Genomic DNA, 18410 nt, shown 5'->3' on the forward strand with positions numbered 1-18410 from the left:
ATTGTCCTTCGGTCGTCGACGGTGGGTTCTACCCGCGCAGGGCGGAGGCGAAGATTGCCGGCAGCTTGGACCAGGACGGTGCTCCCGCGAATGCGGTGAGCAGCTTGCCCGTCGATGCTGCGGTCTTGTTGGTGACGAACCACGGTGGCTTCGGGGAGATGGAGAGTTCGCCGTTGATCAGCGAGCGCGGCATCGGTCGGAAGGGCCCGCGCACCACGGTTCGCTCGGCTCCGTCGATCAGTAAGGCGTTGTGCACGATGCCGATTCCGCTCTGGACGTCGTCGACGGTGTGGCCGGGGAATGCGCCCCAGGTGGCTGCTGCGGTGAGGAATCCGATGGCCGTCCAGGCGTTGACGGCGATGGTGCCGTAGCGCAGGTCGGCGAGCATGGTGTCGAACTTCTCCCCGAGTCCCTTGATGGTGCCGGGGGTGCCGATGATGTTGATGCCGAGGGTGCCGGTGAATTCCTCGTTCGCGGCCTGAACCGCCTTGGCTGCGAATGCTGCTCCGCTGTAGGGCAATTCGATGATGCCCATGACCGGTGCGAAGTACTCGGTCTGCAGCAGCGGTGCGTATTCACCGGGGTTCAGGTCGGTGATCAGTACGCGGCCACCGCGCTCGCCGAGGCGCTCGGCGGACGGGTAGGTGGCGGTGGCGTCGGACACTCGCTTGTCGCTGCCGGGGTAGTACGGCGCTCGGGCAGGCGCACGGTCCAGGGCGGCGCGCAGGGCGGCGACGAACTCGTCGCGCTGCTTCCATTCCGAGGACAGCACGACGACCTGCGAAGCGACACAGTTGTATCCGCTGTTGTGCAGGCGTTGGGTGGCGATGTGTTCGGCCTGGAACTCGATGTCGGCGCGGCTCCACTCACCGGGCAGAACGATGGTGGGCGAGACGCCACCGAGTTCGCTGGAGATCTCCTTGGTGAGGATCGGGTCGTTGGCCGCCTTGCGGGCAGCTCCGTCCGGGCCCGGACCGAAGACGATCGCGTCGTGCGTGATGGCGCTGCCGGTCATGTGAACGTGGTCGACACGATCGTGCTGGACCAGGTAGGTGCCCACGTCGGCTCCGCCGGTGAGCAGGCGCAGTGCACCGATGTCGACGAGCGGCGCGAGCACTTTCTCGAACACCGGCAGCAGCGGATCCATGATGGGGTTGAGCTTGAGTGCGACGACGCGGTTGAACGCGATCAGTTCGTACAGCGCGTCCAGCGGCGCGATCGAGGTGATGTTGCCTGCGCCGAGTACCACTCCGATGCCCGCGGTGCGGGTGGGATCGAGCTGGGCCAGGCCTGCGGTCCGCTGTGCGGTCGCACGGTCGATTCCGGGCTTCAGCCATACCTCGGCGGTGAACCCGTTGAGCAGGAGTCGCTCGAAGATGTTGAGAGGCAGCACCGAGACCGTCGTGCGCCCACCGGGTGCCGTTCCGAACGTGGCAGCGGCCAGCGGGCTGCTACCGGCTTCGAGCGCCGCCAGTGTGTGCGCCACGGTGCCGAGTCCGTTCAGGAACGAGTACGGACCCGACAACCATTCCTCTCCGACGAGGGTGGACGAGGCGTCGAGTCCCTTGATCGACGCTGCCGCCGTCACCCACTCCTGCGCGTGAGCTGTGGTCAGCGCGTGCACGCGTTCGAGCAGGGCACGCCGCTCGGCCAGGGTGAGGCGTCCCCAGTTCTTCTCTCCCTCGGACAGATCGGCGAGTGCCGAGTCGACTGCCTCGGTGGGTCCCGGCGTCGGTACGGGCTGCAGGTGTGGGGTGACGTCGCTGGTCAACTTCTCGGCTCCACTCGTCGTTCGGGTACACGCTTCCACTGTGATTGTGGTCGCACTCGGACGTGGGACGCTATGGGCCACGGCTCTCAATCGGATGCGGCGGTTTGTGCAGCCGCACAATCCGGCTGTGGCGTGGCTTACACGGGCGAGGTTAGAGTTCTCTCATGACCGCCACCGAGTTCGACGTGCATCCGTCACCGACCGATCTGGCCGCGACGATGCTCGACGGCGTCGACGATCTGGCTACGGAACTCGTGCGACGGATCCTGGGGGCCGAGCACGCCTACCTCGAATCGACGCTGCTCACCACCGAGCAGCTCTACGAGGCGTCGCGGAGCAATCTGGCGTCGATGCTGGGCAAGCTGTCCGGTCGTGCTCCCATGCGACTCGAGTCGGCTCGGGACGCGGGCCGACTCAAGGCGGAGCAGGGGGTACCGCTGGCTGCCCTGCTTCACGCTTTTCGGTTGGGCGGCAGGCTGGTCTGGGACGAGTTGATGGAACGTTCGGACGGCCGGGCGAGTCATGCGCTGCTGGACATGGCCGCCCAGGTCTGGGCTCTGGTCGACGTGTACTCCGACGAGGCAGCGGAGGCCTATCGAGAGAGCGCCGACATGCGTGCGCGGGAGAGCGCCGAAGCCCGTGGACGCCTCATCCGTGTGCTCTTCGCCGATCACGGCGCGAATCCGACTGCGGCAGCGGACGCGTTGCGCACGTTTCGCATTCCCGACCACGGCTACTTCGCGGTGGTCTCGCAGGAGCCGTTGACCGCAGCGATGGGAATCGACGGGTTGATCTCCCGCCTCCGTACCGCGGGTGCCGAATCGGTGTGGGACGCCGAGGTGGACGGGAGCGTCGGGCTGATTTGTGCCGCAACGGAATCGGAGATCGATTGCGCGTTGATCACGCTGAGCGAGCTGTGTCCGGGACGGGTGGGGGTGAGTTCGGTCTTCCGGTCCCCGTCGGGTATCGGTGATGCCGTCGGTCAGGCCCGGTTGGCGAGGTCGTGCACCCCGAACGCGGCCTCACCGTCCGCGCCGGTGCGCTACGACTCCGTGCCGGTACCGCTGCTGCTGGTTCGCGATCCCTCGTCGGGCCGCATCGCCTCGCGTCAGATACTCGGTGATCTGCTGGCGCTGCCGCGAGCCGAACGGCAGAGCCTGCTGGACACTCTCGACGCCTGGTTCTCGTGCGGCGGTTCCACCCGCGACGCCGCCGAATCGCTGCATTACCACCGCAATACGGTGTTGTATCGGCTGCGTCGCATCGCCGAGCTCACCGGGCGCGACTTCCGTGATCCGATTCAAGCCGCGGAACTCTACGTCGGGCTCAGGGCGTATCAGCTGCTGACGTGAGGGTCAGTGGCTGGCGAGGACGACGTCGAGAATTCCGGCTCCCAGCGGCACCGGTACGCAGGTCGGGGGACGCGCGGTCGCCGGATCGAGTGCGTTGAGCGCCAGTCGCAGCGCGGTGGGATCATAGGTGAACGTGAAGTGCGCTACCTCGGTGTCGGGGCACACGTCCTGCACCACGATGTTGTGCGCTCCCGGATCCCGCAGCAGCGCATTGGTGTACGGCTGGATCACCTCGTCCACCCTCGTTGCGATGGAGGTGTACTCCACTCCGGGCACTGTGTCGCCGCCTGCATTGAGGCGTTCGAGAAAATCGGATCCGGCCATCAGTTGGGCGAGACCAGGGCCGAATTCGCCTGCTACGACCCCGGTTGCACCCGGCACTGCCTGTACGACGGGCGCAACTCCGTACATGGTGCCGCCGTAGGTCGGTGATGCGATCCCCACCCATCTGTCGACCACGTAGGAACCGCCGAGCCTGTTGACGAAGTATCGAGCGACCGCGGCGCCCTGCGAGTAGCCGACCACGTCGACTGCTCCGGCACCGGTTGCCTGGAGTATCGACAGTGTCATCGACTTCAGTTGCGCTGCACTGTCTTCGATGACGCCGTACCCGTTGGACTTGCCGTCCGGCGAGGTGCCGTAGTTGATGGCGAAGACGCAGAATCCGGCTGCTTTCAGGATGGGTGCGAAGCCGGCCCAGTCGGAGTACGCAGTGGCGTCGGTGCCGTGTACCAGGACGACTGGATTCGGGTGCGCCGCAGTGGGCTTGCAGCCCATGTCGTTGGCTCCGGGAGGTGCGGCGTCGCGATTGGATGCGGCGTAGCGAATGGCATCGGCGTGATCGGGTTGCTCGGGGGCAGCGGCGATGGGCATCAGTGGCCCCGCGTGCGCGGAGGGTGTCAGCAGCGCAGCGGCAGCGACGATTACGAGGGTGATCAGACTTCGCCGTGGCCCGCGCATGAATAGACGGTATTCCTCGAACTGTGGAATGTCCCTATGAGTGGGGGTGCTGACTGAGAAAAGTCACAAGAATTGTTCTTCGCGCGAAACCGTGCCCGGCGCGCACACCGCACAGGACCCAGCCGTGGTGGCTGGGCCCCGTGCGGAGAGAAGGATTGCTCTGCAGGTCAGAGGCGACTCACACGCAGCCAGTCGACGCTCATCGTCTGCGGGTACGGCGTGCTGTTCAGCGTCTTGCCGGTCCAGTTGTTGCCCACGGCGACGTTGAACAGGATGTAGTGCGGCCACGCGCCCGAGAACGCCTTCCAGTTGCCGCCCTTCGCCTCGTACTGGGCCTGAGTGAAGGAATATCGAGCGACACCATCGACGAACCAGGTGATGCTGTTCGGTAGCCAGTCGATGCGGTACGTGTGGAATCCGTTGCCGACCGGATTCATACTGCCGCCGGTCTTCACATCTTGATTGGAGTTCCACTTCGAGGGACCGTGCAAATTGAATGACGGTCCGTACAGTCCGGGAATTTCGACGATGTCCACTTCCCCTTGGCTTGGCCATGAATATTCGCCACCGGGTTGTAGACCGAGGGTCCAGAATGCGGGCAGCAGGCCCTGGGCGCTCGGCATCTTGATCGATGCTTCGATGCGCACCGGCGGCGTCACCGATTGCTTGCCCATGCTGACCACGCGGGCGCTGGTGAAGTTGTACGGTGCCCGCTTGCGGTCCGGTGGTGTCTCTCGACGCGCGGTGATGTTCAGTGAGCCGTTGAACTGGTTGGCGTTGTTCCAGGAGTCCGTATAGTACTGCTGCTCACCGGAACTCGCGCCCCAGCGGCCGGTCTGAAACCCCCATTTGGAGGGGTCGGGTCCGCCGTACCCGTTGAATTGGTCTTCCCACAGCACGGTTCCTGCTCCGCCCTGGGTTCTCGGGGGCGCGGCCAGTGACGGGGCTGCGGTCGCCGACGAGACGGCCACGGCCATCGTCGTCAGGGCGACCGAGACAATTGTGAATAGTGATCGCATGAGGGGGATTCCTGTCAGGGTCATATGTCGGTGAACAAATGTCGAAATTTGATTTCTAGCACGGCAAACTAGGCGGCAGAAGTTTCTTTTGAAATGCAGGAATTCTTGCGAATACAATGAATGAATTCACCTATGTTACTGGTCGGTAGCAAGGGTATCGACCAATGGTCTGCGGTGGTCGGTTTGTTTCAGGAGTGACCGCAGTGACTCGGGAGGGTTAGCGAAATCAGCGGTGTGGGCGAGGCGGAAGCGACTCGAGGGGGAGCCAGCGTGGAGCCGGTGACGGGAATCGAACCCGCCTCTCAACCTTGGGAAGGTCGCGTTCTACCAATGAACTACACCGGCGTGTGGTGCGGTTCGAAGGTTACCAGGGCGTTCAGATGTCGATTCGCACGCCGTGCAGCAGGGTGAGGGCGTCGTGTGCTGGTACCGGCTTGGAGAACAGGTATCCCTGCGCGCGGGTGCAGCCCAGTTCGATCAGGGTGTTTCTGGCGGTCTGTGTTTCGACGCCTTCGGCGATGATGGCCAGTCCGAATGCGTCGGCGAGTCCGATGATGGATTGGACGATGGCGAGGTCGCCGGTGTCCGTGGCTCCGAGGTCGGTGACGAAGGCGCGGTCGATCTTGAGTGCGTCGACGGGGAGTTCCTTGAGGTGCGACAGCGAGCTGTATCCGGTGCCGAAGTCGTCTATGGCCACTTGCACGCCGAGTTCGCGGAGTTCGCGCAGTGTCACGCGGGTGCGGGAAAGGTCCTGTACCACTGCCACTTCGGTGATCTCGAGGCAGAGATCAGGCCCGGCTATCGAGAACTCCGTGAGTGCCCTGGCGACGGCACCGACGAACCCGTTGGTGACCAGTTGGACGGGGGATATGTTGACGCGCATCGCGATGTCGAGGTGGGGGATCTCGCGTTGCCAGTCGGCGAGGGTGCGGCAGGCGTGGTCGAGCACCCAGCGGCCGAGTTCTCCGGCGAGGTTCGTCTCCTCGGCCACCGGAATGAACGCGGACGGAGGGAGTAGGCCGCGGGTGGGGTGTTGCCATCGGACCAGTGCTTCGACTGCGGTGATGCGTCCGGTGACGAGGTCCACCTCGGGCTGGAAGTGCAGGGTGAGGGAGTCGCCTGCGATGGCGTCGCGCAGATGGATCTCGACGTCGTTGCGGAGTTCGGCTTCGGCGTGCATCTCTTCGGTGAACAGGGCGATGTCGTGGCCGCCTGCGCGTTTGGCTACCAGGGCGGCTTGATCTGCCTGCCGCAGAAGCGACTCCGCGGTGTGTTTGCCCGGTTGGCCGAAGGCGATTCCGATGCTCGCGCTTCTGCTGATGCGTTCGACTCCGAGGGTGACGGGGGCGTACATGGCGTCGGCGATCATCTCGGCGTGGTGTGCTGCGACGCGGGCCGAGCACGGCCCGGCCAGTACCACCAGGAATTCGTCGCCGCCCAGGCGTGCGACGAGACCGGCCGACTTGCCGACGAAGCTCTGCAGTCGGTCGGCGATGGTCTGGAGGTAGTGGTCTCCGGCGAGGTGTCCCAGAAAGTCGTTCAGTGCTTTGAGTCGATCGAGGTCGATGTGCATCACGGCGACCGGACCTGGCATGGCCGGGTCGAGTCGTTCGCGGAGGTGTTGTGTGAGCGCAGCGCGGTTCGGCAGTTTGGTCAGGTGGTCGTGCAGCGCCGAGAACCGGAGCTGCTCCTCGGCGCTCACTCGCGCCTGCAGTTGAGAGAGCAGTGCCGCAATCGCTTTGAGCGCGTTGAGTTCTGCCTCGGACCACGTTCGGTCGCCGATCTTGATGAAGCCGAGGATGCCGGTTGTGCGTTCCGAGTGCAGCAGCGGCACGACGGCCATCGAGGTCGCGGAGAATCCCGACGCGTCCTCGACGCGGCGGCGGTAGTCCTCCTGCTCCGGGTCCGGCCGAAACACTGCCGGTTCGGTCAGTGTTTCGGCCAGGCGGAACACCGAGTCTGCTTCGTCGAAGTAGACCACTGCCAGTGGGTCGGGATCGGGCACGCTCAGTCGCGGTGGCCATTCTGCGCTGAGTCTGGTGGCCCTGGCCTCGAAATCGTTGTGCCGGAGGAAGCTGAAGTCGATGCCCAGGTAGTCCACGAGTTGCCGCAGCACGGAGTCGTAGGCCTCGCGCACCGTCGCCGCATCGACTCCCATGAGTTCGGTTGCGACGCCGGTGACGAGGACCTCGAGCGTCCGATTGTGCTCCAGGGCCCTACTCCCGCCTCTCGTAGACGCAGTGCAGGACTGTTCCCCCTGGTCTTCGCCGGAACTCTACCCCGATACAGACGCTGAAACAGGAAGTCTGCGACTATGTATCGGGGTTTTCGGGGCGCTACCGAGCCGCAACACCAGCGCGACGGACTCTGTGTTTTCGATTTCAAGCAGTGCGCGAAACTCGAAACTCAACTGCTGCAGCGTTTCTGCGTGGTGGGGTGCCAGTTGTCGATATTCCTCCGCGGTGCGCGCGTAGAGGAACGCAGGGGAAACCGGCTGCACTGCCAAGCCGCGCAAATGCGCAGTTACCCAAACGTTCTCCGTTGCACATCCCCCGATGATGTAATCTGCTGCGGTCGATCCGGGTACGACGACCACTGCGAGTGCCGAACTCGACAGCACACGGTCGCGCATGTCGGTCCCCAGCGCTGCACCGGCGTCCCACGCCTGCACGAGCTCCATGACGTCCGGCCGTTTGACGATCTCGAGCTTGGACAGGTCCGCGTCGTCGATCCCCAGGGTCGACACCTCGATTCCCCGGTCGGGATCGAGATCCCCCGGCCAGCGCAACTCGGAGAACATGTCTCGATGCAGGTGCGGTGTGAGATACCGGATTCGATCGGCGGCAGCGAGGATATCCGCGGCCGCCGCGATGGACTCGGGTGCCGTCAGCAGCACTGCCCGGCCACCCTCTGCCTCTGCCGCAGCGGCGATGTCGGCGGCGATGCCGGCGTCCAGGGGTGCGCCGGTGCCCATTTCCCGATTGGTGCACCGCTCGAGAACGCCGTCGAGCAGGCGTCGATCGGTGACGGGTTGTGGATCGCCCGCACTCAGGGTGATCTCGACTCCGTGGTCGGTGACCTCGCTGCGGTCGAGCCTGCCCTGCGCGGTGGCCACCACGCGCGCGTTGAAGGCGGCCGCACCCACTGCCACGCAGCTGCCCCGGAAGGCGACGTCGAGGGTCGACGTGCGGGAACGATCCACCCCGATCCGCACGGTGCGTCCTTCACGGGTGAACGTCCACGGCTGACTGTTTCCACCGGACGGTGCTCGGCGCGCAGCGTCGAGAACGAGCGCGTCGGGATCGCCGGATGCGTGGTGAGCGTCGACGGCGGTGTCGACCGAATACTGCTGCGCCCTCGGCGACGGGTTCGGGGCCGCGAGCGCGTCGAGATGTGTCTCGAGATCGACGCGGATTCGTCCGGAGGGCAGGTGCGCTCCGGTGCCGAAGCGTCGAACGGCTGCTGCGATGGTTGCGCCGCCGAGTTGAACGTCGCCGCCCAATTGTGGCCAGGTCTCGATCGTTTCGCTCACTTCCACCATCGAGGCGGCCATCCGGGCCGAGAGCAGGGAGGCGTCGAGCTGATCGAGCACGATGGGGATCTTGTCGCGCGTGCCCAGCCCCTGCAGGCTCGTCGAGTCGATCTGGCCGAGGACGCCGTGGAACACCGGACGGTCGGGTTCGAGGTCGAAGCGCTCGACGTCGAGCAGTCCTCGGTCGGAGGTCTCCATCAGTACCGGGATCCCTCGCGAGCGGGCTGCCTCGCGGGCGCGGACCTTGACATCGAGGGAGTCGCATTCCTCGACGAGCAGATCGAGTCCGTCGAAGAACTCGTCGATGGTGTTCTCGGTGATTCCGTCCTCGGCGATCTCGACGCGCAGATACGGGTCGATCTCGGCAATGCGTCGGGCCGCGACGACCGCTTTGTTGACCCCGAGATCGAGGATGGACGCCGGAATTCTGTTGAGGTTGGACAGTTCGATCTCGTCGAAATCGGCGAGTCGAAGCGTCCCGCAGATTCCTTCGAGTGCGAGAGTGTGGGCAATGGCGTGCCCGACGCTGAGGCCGATGATTCCTATCGTGAGATCTCCCAAGGAATTCTGTTCCTCGAGCGTTATCTTGTTTCTGTTCCTGTCCAGCCGCAGGTGTCGAAACGAGCGAGGTCCGAGTACGGCGACAACCGTCTTTCGCCACGGAAAGAAAACCCACCTGTCGTTTTCGTCGAGAAGGCTCTGCTCAGGGCCGGGAAGCAGTGAGCGCAGGCCTTTTCTCTGCGTCTTTCGTTCGTCCAGGAAAGTGAGGGTGGGGTCGGCTCTGAGTTCGTCGAGTGCGTCGCGCTGTGTGGCGTCCGTCTCGTCGAATATCACAGGCTTCCAGTAGTGGCCGGGCGTGGTTCGATCGTTCATGATGCGACTGCTTCCGGGAGTTCGACGGCTGCGCGGCGGTGTGCGAGCAGGGTGACCGTGTTGTGCCGCATCCGGCGCCAGGTGGCCAGATCGGCGTTGAATGCGAGTGTTGTTCTGTCCCACCAGAACACCTCGGTTCGATAGCGATCGTCAGGATAGGGGATCGGCGCGATCTGGGTGGCGATGACGGCGCCGGTGTCGAGCCATGCGGTGCGAACGTGGGAGGCCGCGGTGGCAAGGGCGTAGCGCGCGCCGAGAAGTGCCGTGCTGTAGGCGGGTGATTCGGCGATCATCGCGGTGACGGCGCGGCCGTGGGGTGCGTGCTGAGCGACCCACGCGGATTTGAGTTCGACGACTCCGTGGCCGATGCGTTCGTCGAGCATGGTGTGCACGTGCCGTAGGCCTTCCGGATGGTCGGCGAATTCGATCAGTGCGTGCGATTGATCGACCGAGGAATACGGTCCTTGTACCCGTACCCCGCCGACTATTTGTCCGGTTCGGTCGAGTGCGGCGAAGAACAGCGCCGTGGTGCTGCCGTCACGAATGGCCGATATTTCGAGAGCGGTGGTGACACCGTGTCGCATATAGCTTTCCTCCGCGCCGTCCAGGAATTGTTTCCACAACGCCGGATTTTCGGTGGGAGTGGTGGCCAGAACGAGGCATTGGGATCGCTGATCCCAGTACGAGGGGACGTCGAACGGAATTGTCATTTCAGTCTTCCTGACAGGAGTTTGCCGAATGTGAATGGTCGTGCCGCTCGATTGTCCGGCTTTTCCTTTGCAGAGCTATGCGCCGCGATCGGGACTCGGGTGTGTCGCGGGGGAACACCCAGGACCAGTAGCCTGCAGAGGTGCTGCTCTCCGACCGTGACATCCGTGCCGAAGTGACCCTGGGAAACCTGGCGATCGAACCGTTCGACCCGTCGATGGTTCAGCCGTCGAGTGTCGATGTGCGGCTCGACAAGCTGTTTCGGGTGTTCAACAACACCCGCTACACCCACATCGACCCGTCGCTGCAGCAGGACGAGTTGACGACGTTGGTCGAACCCGCGGCCGGCGAACCGTTCGTTCTGCATCCGGGTGAATTCGTTCTCGGCTCCACTCTCGAATTGACGACGCTGCCGGACTACCTGGCCGGTCGGCTCGAGGGGAAGAGCTCGCTCGGGCGGCTGGGTCTGCTCACGCACTCGACTGCAGGGTTCATCGATCCGGGCTTCAGCGGCCACATCACGTTGGAGTTGTCCAACGTCGCCAACCTCCCGATCACGTTGTGGCCGGGCATGAAGATCGGACAGCTGTGCTTGTTCCGGCTGTCGTCGCCGTCCGAGAATCCGTACGGCAGTGCCGCGGTGGGGTCGAAGTATCAGGGTCAGCGTGGGCCGACGCCGTCGAAGGCCTACCTGAATTTCGTCCGGTCGAGCGTCGAGTAACGATCTCGCAGTTTGTTTGCCCGCCGTAAAACATGACGAACGGACGGTTGTAGCGGTACTCTGGTGACCTGACGTGGGTTGGGGCCTACCAGAGCGAGGTTTCTAGTGTCCGCGGTTCCCGATGTGTCCGTACTCGGCGCTTCGTTGGGGTCGAGTGGTCTCCGCAGCGTGATCAGCGACAACGCTCGCTCCGGTGCCGTGCTGGAAGTGCACGAGCCCGTCGCGTCCCGGCCCGCACCCAACGGCCTCGCCCCCGATCCGTGGGACGCCGTCATCACATCGGTACACAACCTGGCGTCGGAGTATGCGTCGGCGGATTTCTATCCGGTGCTCGCACTGCGTGAGAGCGACCCCAGAACGGCTTACGATCAGGATTTCTCCGACGGTGTCGTCCTCGTGTCCGAACTCGGTGCCCAATTGGGTGCACTGCGTGAAACACGTGTGTTGGCAGGCGAACGCTGCGTCGCCCTGTTCGACGTCGGCGCTTCCGGTACCTCGGTCTCCGTGGTCGACATCGACAGCGGCGACGTTCTCGCGTCGCGTCGAACGGACGCGCTCAGCGGTGACGAGTGCGATCGAATGCTGTGCGATCACCTCATCGCGACATTCGGTGCGGCCGAGGCGCTGACGATCGAGGCTCGCAGGCGGCTCGTGCACGACGTCCGCGACGGCAAACACGAGCTTGCCCTGCTTCGCAGCGTGTCGATCATCGGTCCGTTCGTCGGCGGACGTGCGTCGCTGTGGCGCGGCAATCTCGACGAGGTCATCGGCGACGCCGTGCACCGAGCCGTCTCGATGGCCGTCGACGTCCTCGATGCGGTCGGCGCGCAGGGCGTTCGCGTCGACGCCGTCGTCGCCGTCGGCGGCGGTGCCAACATGCAGATAATTCGTCAGGTCCTGTTCGACGCGGTGTCGATGCCGGTCTACGTGCCCGAGCAGCCGGAACTGCTGGCGGCGCACGGCGCTGCCGGGATCGCTCGGACGGTGGGTCTGCGGCCTGCGCCGGCGGCACCGGAGGCGCTCACCGATCGGTTCGCTGCCGTGGACCGCGATTCCGCAGACCTCGAGGTGGCCGCGGTTGTCCCGGTGGTCTCCAAGCGTCCGCGGCACAGCGACACCTCCTCCAAGCGGATGACGAGGGCCAACAAGGCCCGGCATCTCGGCGGCGCGCTCGCGGCACTCGTCGCGGTGTGTGCAGCCGGCACCGTGGTCACTGCGGCGGCACGGACCAGCGGCGAGGATCCAGCGCCGTCGGTGACCACGTCGCAGGACTCCTCGCAACCCGCCCGGTCGCAGTCCGTGGTGCCCGCGGCGGACGGGTCACCCGCCGAACCCGCCGGATCGTCGGTGCCGTTCGCGACCACGACGGCGACGCCGACCTCTTCTTCGGTCGGCGCGCCGACAACGTCGTCCTCGTCCCAGGCGCCGGCCACGACGGTCGCCGAAAGCGCCACCGCCACACGGCGCACCGTCACCACGACCGGTGCCCCGTCCGCCATCGAGCAGACGACGGCACCGAGCAGGCCCACCGTCGATCGGTCGACCGTGGTGCAGACGACGGTCCCACCTGCCGCCACGACTCGTCCGCCCACGACGCGTCCCACCACGACGACCCGGACCACGACGACGACCACCACGCGGTCGACTCGGACGTTCGATTTTCCGTTGCCGGATTTCGACTTTCCGCGACGCTGACCGGTCTGCGCTTTCGGCCGTCATCGGCCCGGTCACTCGAGGCAGGATGAGCAGTATGGAGTCGATTCAGACCGAGCGCGAAGACAAGTTCGACGTCGACGCAGATTTTCAGTTGCCCACTCTCGCTGCGCTGGTGCCCACCGGCGGCGCACTGGTGTCGAGCGAGACCGACTTGAGCAGTGAGTATTTCGACACTGCGGGCCACGACCTGTTGCGACGCGGGATCATCGTCCGGCGTCGTACCGGTGACTCCGACAACGGCTGGCATGCAAAGGTCCCGGCGGAGAAGGCGCGGACCGAGATTCGGCTCCCTCTCGGCAGCGGCGCGCACAACGCGGTGCCGGACGAGCTGAACGATGTGCTGCGCGGTGCGGTGATGGGCGCGCAGTTGGCCGCGGTCGCTACTTTGACGACGCGTCGAACGATTCACACCGTGTCCGACGCCGATGGGGCCGTCGTCGCGGAAATCGCCGACGACGAAGTGTCGGTGGTCTTGATCGGCGGTGCGACCGGTCCGCGGTGGCGCGAGGTGGAGGTGGAACTCGGCCCCGCAGGCTCGGAGTCGTTCCTGAAGAAGGCGGGCAAGGTGTTGCGCGCTGCCGGTGCTCGTCCGTCGGCGCATCCGTCGAAGTTGGATCGGGCGCTGTCGGTGGTGCGCCAGGAACCTGCCGAACCTGGGGTGGCGCTGCTGGCGGATTATCTCGACGATCAGGCGCAGGCGATCGTCGCAGGCGATGTGTATCTGCGTCGAGGGCTGGATCCGATTCACTCCACGCGGGTGGCCATTCGGCGCTACCGCAGCACCCTCCGCGTGTTCGGGAGTCTGTTCGAGGATGAGCCAGCTGCGCAACTCGAGGCTGAACTGTCCTGGTATGCAAGCATTCTCGGTGAGGTTCGAGATCGTCAGGTGCAGCGTGCTCGGTTCGCGGCTGCGCTGCGGGAACTGCCGCCCGAACTGGTGCTCGGGCCGGTGGCGTCGCGCATCGAGAACGATCTGTTGGCCGAGCAGATCCGATACCGCGAGGCGGCGATGACCGAACTCGACGGAGAGCGTTACCGCGCGCTGCTCACGACGCTGTCGGAGTGGTCGCGTGGGCTACCGATCGACGGCGAGGTCACCGACCGCGTGTTGGTCAAGCTAGCGCGCAAGGCCGGGAAGAAGGCGATCGATCGCACGAAGAGTGCCGTGCGCGGTACCGACGACGAGGCGTTGCATCGTGCACGGAAGGCGTCGAAACGTGCGCGGTACGCGGCCGAATTGGTTGCGCCGGTGGTGGACAAGAAGGTCTCGAAAGCGAACATCAAGCACTACAAGACGATTCAGGAGGTGCTGGGAGAGCACCAGGATGCGGTGATCGCGGCGGAAATTCTGCGGACTCTCGGCGCGCGGGCAGGGACGACGGCAGGGGAGAACGGTTTCACCTTCGGCCTGCTGTTCGAGCGCGAGCGTCGCGCCGCCGAGGTAGCCCGGGACGAGGCGAGCAGGTTGGAGTTCTGATCAGCGAAACCGGGATAATTCCCCGATTCGAGACCCGAAGGGTACTCTGAGCCCGAATCGAATTCGGGGGAGTCGACGATCATGGCCATTGCGCTCGGGGTGCACGTCGGTGACGACGAAATATCTGCTGCATTGGTCGAGGCCGATCTACCCGAGCTCGGCCCCATTTCCACTCGCACCGTCTCCGTCTCCTCGGTTCCCGGGGGTGTCGGTGACGCCGTCTCGACGATGCTCGGAATCATGAGGGTGCAGGCGGCCCAGAACGACCTGCTGATCAGCGGGTCCGGGGTGGTCTGCGACAGCATCGCGCTCTGTGGGACCGTTCGCGCCGCTCTGGCCGCCCACGATATTCATGACGTCGGGGTAGTGGATGCCGGAGATCCGCGGTTGAACTCCGCGGTTCCATTGGCAATTGCAGCGGCACTGATCGGAGCCAAGGCCGCCCTCGCCGAGCCGGTGGCCGTTCCGAATGCGACGGGTGACGAGGACCGGAGTGGTTTCGGCAGCGATGTGGCCGGTACGCCCCGCAGCGCGAGACTGACGATGATCGGGTTGGGCGTCGCGGTTCTCGCGGCACTGAGCGGAGCCACCGTGTGGGCTCTGGCGGCGTCCGATCCGACGCAGAATTCCGTGGTCGATACCGCCGATACCGCCGATGTTGCCGAGGTCCCGTCCAGCGGAAACAGCGAAGCCGCGTCCTCGGCGGTGGTGGTCGCCGATTCGGCGGTCCCCTCTACCGACCCGTCGGCGGTTCCGTCCGTCGACACCGGGTTGCTCGAGGCCCCCGCGTACGGGCCGATGCCGATCGGTACCTGGAGTGCGGCACCCACTGCGGGTTCGGTCCCCACTCCGTACGTCGAGGCGTCGTCGGGAGGAGGCAACTCCGGTCGCGTCGATGCGGGTGGCGTCGATGCCGGTGGCAACTCGGGTGGCGGCAGACCCGGCGGGGGCAACTCCGGTGGCGGTGATTCCGGCGGTGGTGACTCGGGTGGTGACTCGGGTGGCGACTCGGGTGGCGAGGAAACGACTACCGTCGATCCCCCGCCCGAGCCGGAACCCGAAACCGAGGTGCCGTCCACGGACCCGGCCGAGCCGACCACCGAGGTTCCGGAGACCACCGACCCCACCACCGATACGGAACCGGCGGCAGATCCGGTCGAATAGCCCTCGATCCGTTGATTGCATTGTGAGCGAGCGGTTTTGATACTTGTACAAGTCCTTCGCGTGACGGGTATGTGAATTCGACTCGGACACCTGAACTTCCGCTCAGCCGTCGCTACCATCGAGTGATCGACCAGTAGACGGTGAGTATTCGATGACCGAACATCCCGCAGCAGAACCCGTGACCCGCACGACCATCGACAGGGCAGTGGGTGTTCTCATCGCACTGCGTGGCTGTAGTCCGGAGGAGGCGTTCGCCGAATTGGCGGCGCACAGCTTCCGGTTCGATGTCTCGCTCGTGCAGTCCGCCCGCTCCATCGTCGCGGCCGCGCGTGGGATGGTTTCGGCCAACGGTGTCGCGTGCGCAGCGATGACGTCGGCGCAGGAGGAATGGGGTCCGCTGCTGGCCGACCGTCGAGAACCTTTCGACCACGTCGCCTGAGAATGGAGGACTGACGTCCTACTGCTTGTTATATCTCCCAAAACAAACCAAAAGTTCATCCAGATACCCAGTTTGCTGTCCAGGCGGCGGTTCGACGGTTAGTATCGGCAGGTCGGAGTAGCCAGTCGAGTCGAGGAATCATGAGAACAGTCCTTGGTGTTTCGGTGGGTTCCGCCACTGCCCGAGGGGTCGCAGTCGATGCGATCGACGAGTCGGTGCGGTCGGCCCACATCGTTCACTCGTTCGATCCCGACGACCATCTTCAGGTCGCCATCGACTTGCTGGACTCCATGTCGCGCGACCAGATGGTCGACAGAACCGACATCGTCTTGGCTGTGCCCGACGATCCCGGTGCTCGCGCGCGAACCTCCGCCTACTCCACGTACGAGGCCGATCGTCTGTTGGTCGCCTCCGAACTCGGTGCTCAGCTGCGGTATCTGCGGGGCACCGGCCAGCTGGAGGGCGCTCGTACCGTCGCGATCTGTGACGTCGGGGCGTCGGGCACCACGGTGTCGGTCGCGGACCCGGCCACCGGCACGGTCTTCAGTTCGGTGCGCACCACGCTGTTCGGGGGTAACAGCTGCGACGAGCAGGTCGCCCGCTACTTGCTCTCGATGTACGGAGCGGACGAGTTGGCGTCCGATCGCACTCGAGCAGATCTGGCGGTGTCGGTTCGCACCGCACGCGAGCAGCTGTCCAGGCTGCGGGTGGCGGAAGTTGCCGGACCTTTCGTCGGCGGGCCGGTGCGGTTGTGGCGCAATACCTTCGACGATGTTCTCGAGCGCAGCATTCGTTCGTTGGAGGACTGGGTGGCCAGTGTCATCGTCGACGCTCCCTGTGCCGTCAATGCCTTGGTGATGGTCGGCGGGTGCGCCAACATTCCGACGCTGCGGCGTCTGTTTCGTCGTGATCTGATGCTGCCGGTCGTCGCGCCCGCCAATCCGGAGTCCCTCACCGCGCACGGTGCGGCTCTGATGGCGGTCGACGCGGTCGCGTCTCGTCGCCATCGCCCGCGTGGTGCCATGATCGCCAACGTTGTGCCGTCGCAACACGCCTCGATGGTGGGCATGGTGGGCTACCACGACTCTCCGCGACACCGCTCGGCTTGACCCCTCCGGCCTGGCCAACCAACGCCGTTGTTCGGTAAGTTGCTCGGGTAATGGTGAACAGTGGGGTACGAGACGGTGGGACAACAGTGGCAGAGCAGGTAGCGGAGTCCGGTACGGCAGCGACCGGCGAGGAGGCGTTCGATCCGGCGGAACACGCTCGGAGCATGGTCGGTTATCACTACCGCACCGAGGACTACTACGAGGTGGGCCGCGAGAAGGTCCGTGAGTATGCCCGCGCCGTCCAGGATTTCCACCCCGCCCACTGGGATGGCGACGCTGCGGCCGCTCTGGGTCACAGTGCCCTCGTCGCACCTCTGACGTTCATGTCGCTGGTCGGCACCCTCGCGCAGAAGAAGCTTCTCCAGTCCATCGCCGAGGGCTACGACCTGAGCCAGATTCTGCAGACCGATCAGGTGCTGGTGTTCCAGAAGCCGATCCTTGCCGGCGACCAACTGACATGCGATGTCTCGCTCGATTCGTTCAAGACGGTCATGGGTCGCGACATGATGGTCACCAAGAACGTCGTGTCCAACCAGAAGAACGAATTGGTGCAGACCACGTACACCACGCTCCTCGTCGGTCGGTCCGGCGAGATCGATCCGGCCATCGCCGAGTCCGCGAAGAACTTGGTCATGTTCGGTGCGACGACGGACGTCGGCGGAGCCGATTCCGGCCAGAGCGACACACTGTCCACTCCGCAGGAGCACGAGCCACTGATCGTCGAGGAGTACCGGGGTCGGCCGACGCAGAAGTTCGACGACGTCAACGTCGGAGACGAACTGCCGCCGCGCACGGTGCGCCTGACCCGCGGTGATCTGGTCAACTACGCAGGCGTTGCCGGTGACGCGAACCCGATTCACTGGAGCGAGCAGTTCGCCAAGCTGATCGATCTCGAGAACGTGCTGGCTCACGGGATGCTCACGATGGGCGTCGGCGGCGGCTACGTCACCGAGTGGCTCGGCGACCCGGGCGCTGTGAAGGACTACACCGTCCGCTTCACCACCCCCATCCCCGTGGACACCCACAAGGCCGCCGAAATCGTCTTCACCGGCAAGGTCAAGTCCAAGGACGAGGCGACGCGTACTGCAGTGATCTCACTGGGCGCGACATTCGAGGGCAAGCGAATCTTCGGCCACCGCGCTACGGCAACAGTGCAATTGGGCTGAATGCCTGCGGCAGTGGTGTGATTAGGTGCCCCGGGCGGCACTCAATCACACCACTCGACGGCTTAGCTGGTTCGCCTCTGCCGCGGATCGGCTCCCCAGTTTTGGATTTCTGACTCCGATCGGCGTCGGGTTTCCGAATGTGGGGAGCTGATCGGGAGGGTGCAGTGGTACTTACGCCCTTCGTTGGAATCCACACCCCCTGTAGCGGGTGTGAATCCATGCGAGGGGCGTAGATGTGCGCTGGGTTCGGCCTCTACCGCGGATCGGCTCCTCAGTTTTGGATTTCTGACTCCGATCGGCGTCGGGTATCCGAATGTGGGGAGCTGATGTGCAGGGTGCAGTGGTATTTACGCCCTTCGTTGGAATCCACACCCCCTGTAGCGGGCGTCAATTCATGCGAGGG

The 18410-nt window shown here is 64.9% G+C and carries 14 protein-coding genes and 1 tRNA gene; 8 read left to right on the forward strand and 7 right to left on the reverse strand.

Features of this window, described 5'->3' with window-relative positions; all coding sequences use genetic code 11:
- Positions 1–28 precede the first annotated feature (28 nt).
- A complete protein-coding gene (locus QM615_RS08920) occupies positions 29–1747 on the reverse strand; it encodes an aldehyde dehydrogenase family protein (RefSeq protein ID WP_149407103.1) in 1719 nt (572 codons plus the stop codon).
- Positions 1748–1935: 188 nt separating this feature from the next.
- On the opposite strand from QM615_RS08920, the gene QM615_RS08925 reads away from it, so the two are divergent.
- Positions 1936–3123: a PucR family transcriptional regulator gene (locus tag QM615_RS08925; protein ID WP_094640608.1), complete on the forward strand. Its 1188-nt coding sequence runs from the start codon at positions 1936–1938 to the stop codon at positions 3121–3123.
- Positions 3124–3126: 3 nt separating this feature from the next.
- Here QM615_RS08925 and QM615_RS08930 read toward each other — a convergent pair whose 3' ends face one another.
- From QM615_RS08930 to QM615_RS08955, 6 genes are all read right to left on the reverse strand, one after another.
- Positions 3127–4083, reverse strand: a complete 957-nt coding sequence (locus QM615_RS08930; protein ID WP_149406996.1) for an esterase/lipase family protein — start codon at positions 4081–4083, stop codon at positions 3127–3129.
- A gap of 167 nt (positions 4084–4250) precedes the next feature.
- On the reverse strand, positions 4251–5102 hold the full coding sequence (locus QM615_RS08935; RefSeq protein WP_121872746.1) for a glycoside hydrolase family 16 protein: 852 nt from the start codon (positions 5100–5102) through the stop codon (positions 4251–4253).
- 271 nt (positions 5103–5373) lie between these two features.
- Positions 5374–5447 (reverse strand) — tRNA-Gly (locus QM615_RS08940).
- Between the two features lie 31 nt (positions 5448–5478).
- On the reverse strand, positions 5479–7260 hold the full coding sequence (locus tag QM615_RS08945; RefSeq protein ID WP_149406997.1) for a putative bifunctional diguanylate cyclase/phosphodiesterase: 1782 nt from the start codon (positions 7258–7260) through the stop codon (positions 5479–5481).
- 117 nt (positions 7261–7377) lie between these two features.
- Entirely contained in the window at positions 7378–9507 is a 2130-nt protein-coding gene (locus QM615_RS08950; protein WP_149406998.1) for an Rv1355c family protein, read from the reverse strand.
- Positions 9504–10217 carry a hypothetical protein gene (locus QM615_RS08955; RefSeq protein WP_149406999.1) on the reverse strand — a complete coding sequence of 238 codons (714 nt, stop codon included), beginning with the start codon at positions 10215–10217 and terminating at the stop codon, positions 9504–9506. Before QM615_RS08955 ends, QM615_RS08950 begins: the two co-directional genes overlap by 4 nt.
- 140 nt (positions 10218–10357) lie before the next feature.
- Between QM615_RS08955 and dcd the strand changes: the two genes are divergently transcribed.
- From dcd to QM615_RS08990, 7 genes are all read left to right on the forward strand, one after another.
- Entirely contained in the window at positions 10358–10936 is a 579-nt protein-coding gene (gene dcd / locus QM615_RS08960) for a dCTP deaminase (protein WP_032396620.1), read from the forward strand.
- 168 nt (positions 10937–11104) lie between these two features.
- Positions 11105–12631, forward strand: coding sequence for a DUF7159 family protein (locus QM615_RS08965; RefSeq protein ID WP_188078744.1), 1527 nt, complete (start codon positions 11105–11107; stop codon positions 12629–12631).
- A 55-nt stretch (positions 12632–12686) separates the two neighbouring features.
- Entirely contained in the window at positions 12687–14129 is a 1443-nt protein-coding gene (locus QM615_RS08970) for a CYTH and CHAD domain-containing protein (RefSeq protein ID WP_149407001.1), read from the forward strand.
- 81 nt (positions 14130–14210) lie between these two features.
- Positions 14211–15293 carry a hypothetical protein gene (locus QM615_RS08975; RefSeq protein ID WP_149407002.1) on the forward strand — a complete coding sequence of 361 codons (1083 nt, stop codon included), beginning with the start codon at positions 14211–14213 and terminating at the stop codon, positions 15291–15293.
- Positions 15294–15444: 151 nt separating this feature from the next.
- Positions 15445–15732 carry an ANTAR domain-containing protein gene (locus QM615_RS08980; RefSeq protein ID WP_149407003.1) on the forward strand — a complete coding sequence of 96 codons (288 nt, stop codon included), beginning with the start codon at positions 15445–15447 and terminating at the stop codon, positions 15730–15732.
- Positions 15733–15872: 140 nt separating this feature from the next.
- Positions 15873–16841 carry an Hsp70 family protein gene (locus QM615_RS08985; RefSeq protein WP_262498501.1) on the forward strand — a complete coding sequence of 323 codons (969 nt, stop codon included), beginning with the start codon at positions 15873–15875 and terminating at the stop codon, positions 16839–16841.
- A 50-nt stretch (positions 16842–16891) separates the two neighbouring features.
- Entirely contained in the window at positions 16892–18007 is a 1116-nt protein-coding gene (locus tag QM615_RS08990) for a fused (3R)-hydroxyacyl-ACP dehydratase subunits HadA/HadB (protein WP_149407004.1), read from the forward strand.
- Positions 18008–18410 lie beyond the last annotated feature (403 nt).

The sequence above is a fragment of the Rhodococcus sp. IEGM 1341 genome, from assembly GCF_030056895.1.
In the GTDB taxonomy this organism is placed as follows: domain Bacteria; phylum Actinomycetota; class Actinomycetes; order Mycobacteriales; family Mycobacteriaceae; genus Rhodococcoides.

Coding starts and splice junctions, on each gene's coding strand:
- QM615_RS08930 (WP_149406996.1), bottom strand. CDS start 4,083: ATGCGCGGGCCACGGCGAAGTCTGATCACCCTCGTAATCGTCGCTGCC.
- QM615_RS08935 (WP_121872746.1), bottom strand. CDS start 5,102: ATGCGATCACTATTCACAATTGTCTCGGTCGCCCTGACGACGATGGCC.
- QM615_RS08970 (WP_149407001.1), top strand. CDS start 12,687: ATGGAGTCGATTCAGACCGAGCGCGAAGACAAGTTCGACGTCGACGCA.
- QM615_RS08955 (WP_149406999.1), bottom strand. CDS start 10,217: ATGACAATTCCGTTCGACGTCCCCTCGTACTGGGATCAGCGATCCCAA.
- QM615_RS08950 (WP_149406998.1), bottom strand. CDS start 9,507: ATGAACGATCGAACCACGCCCGGCCACTACTGGAAGCCTGTGATATTC.
- QM615_RS08990 (WP_149407004.1), top strand. CDS start 16,892: ATGGTGAACAGTGGGGTACGAGACGGTGGGACAACAGTGGCAGAGCAG.
- QM615_RS08945 (WP_149406997.1), bottom strand. CDS start 7,260: ATGGGAGTCGATGCGGCGACGGTGCGCGAGGCCTACGACTCCGTGCTG.
- QM615_RS08925 (WP_094640608.1), top strand. CDS start 1,936: ATGACCGCCACCGAGTTCGACGTGCATCCGTCACCGACCGATCTGGCC.
- QM615_RS08975 (WP_149407002.1), top strand. CDS start 14,211: ATGGCCATTGCGCTCGGGGTGCACGTCGGTGACGACGAAATATCTGCT.
- QM615_RS08980 (WP_149407003.1), top strand. CDS start 15,445: ATGACCGAACATCCCGCAGCAGAACCCGTGACCCGCACGACCATCGAC.
- QM615_RS08985 (WP_262498501.1), top strand. CDS start 15,873: ATGAGAACAGTCCTTGGTGTTTCGGTGGGTTCCGCCACTGCCCGAGGG.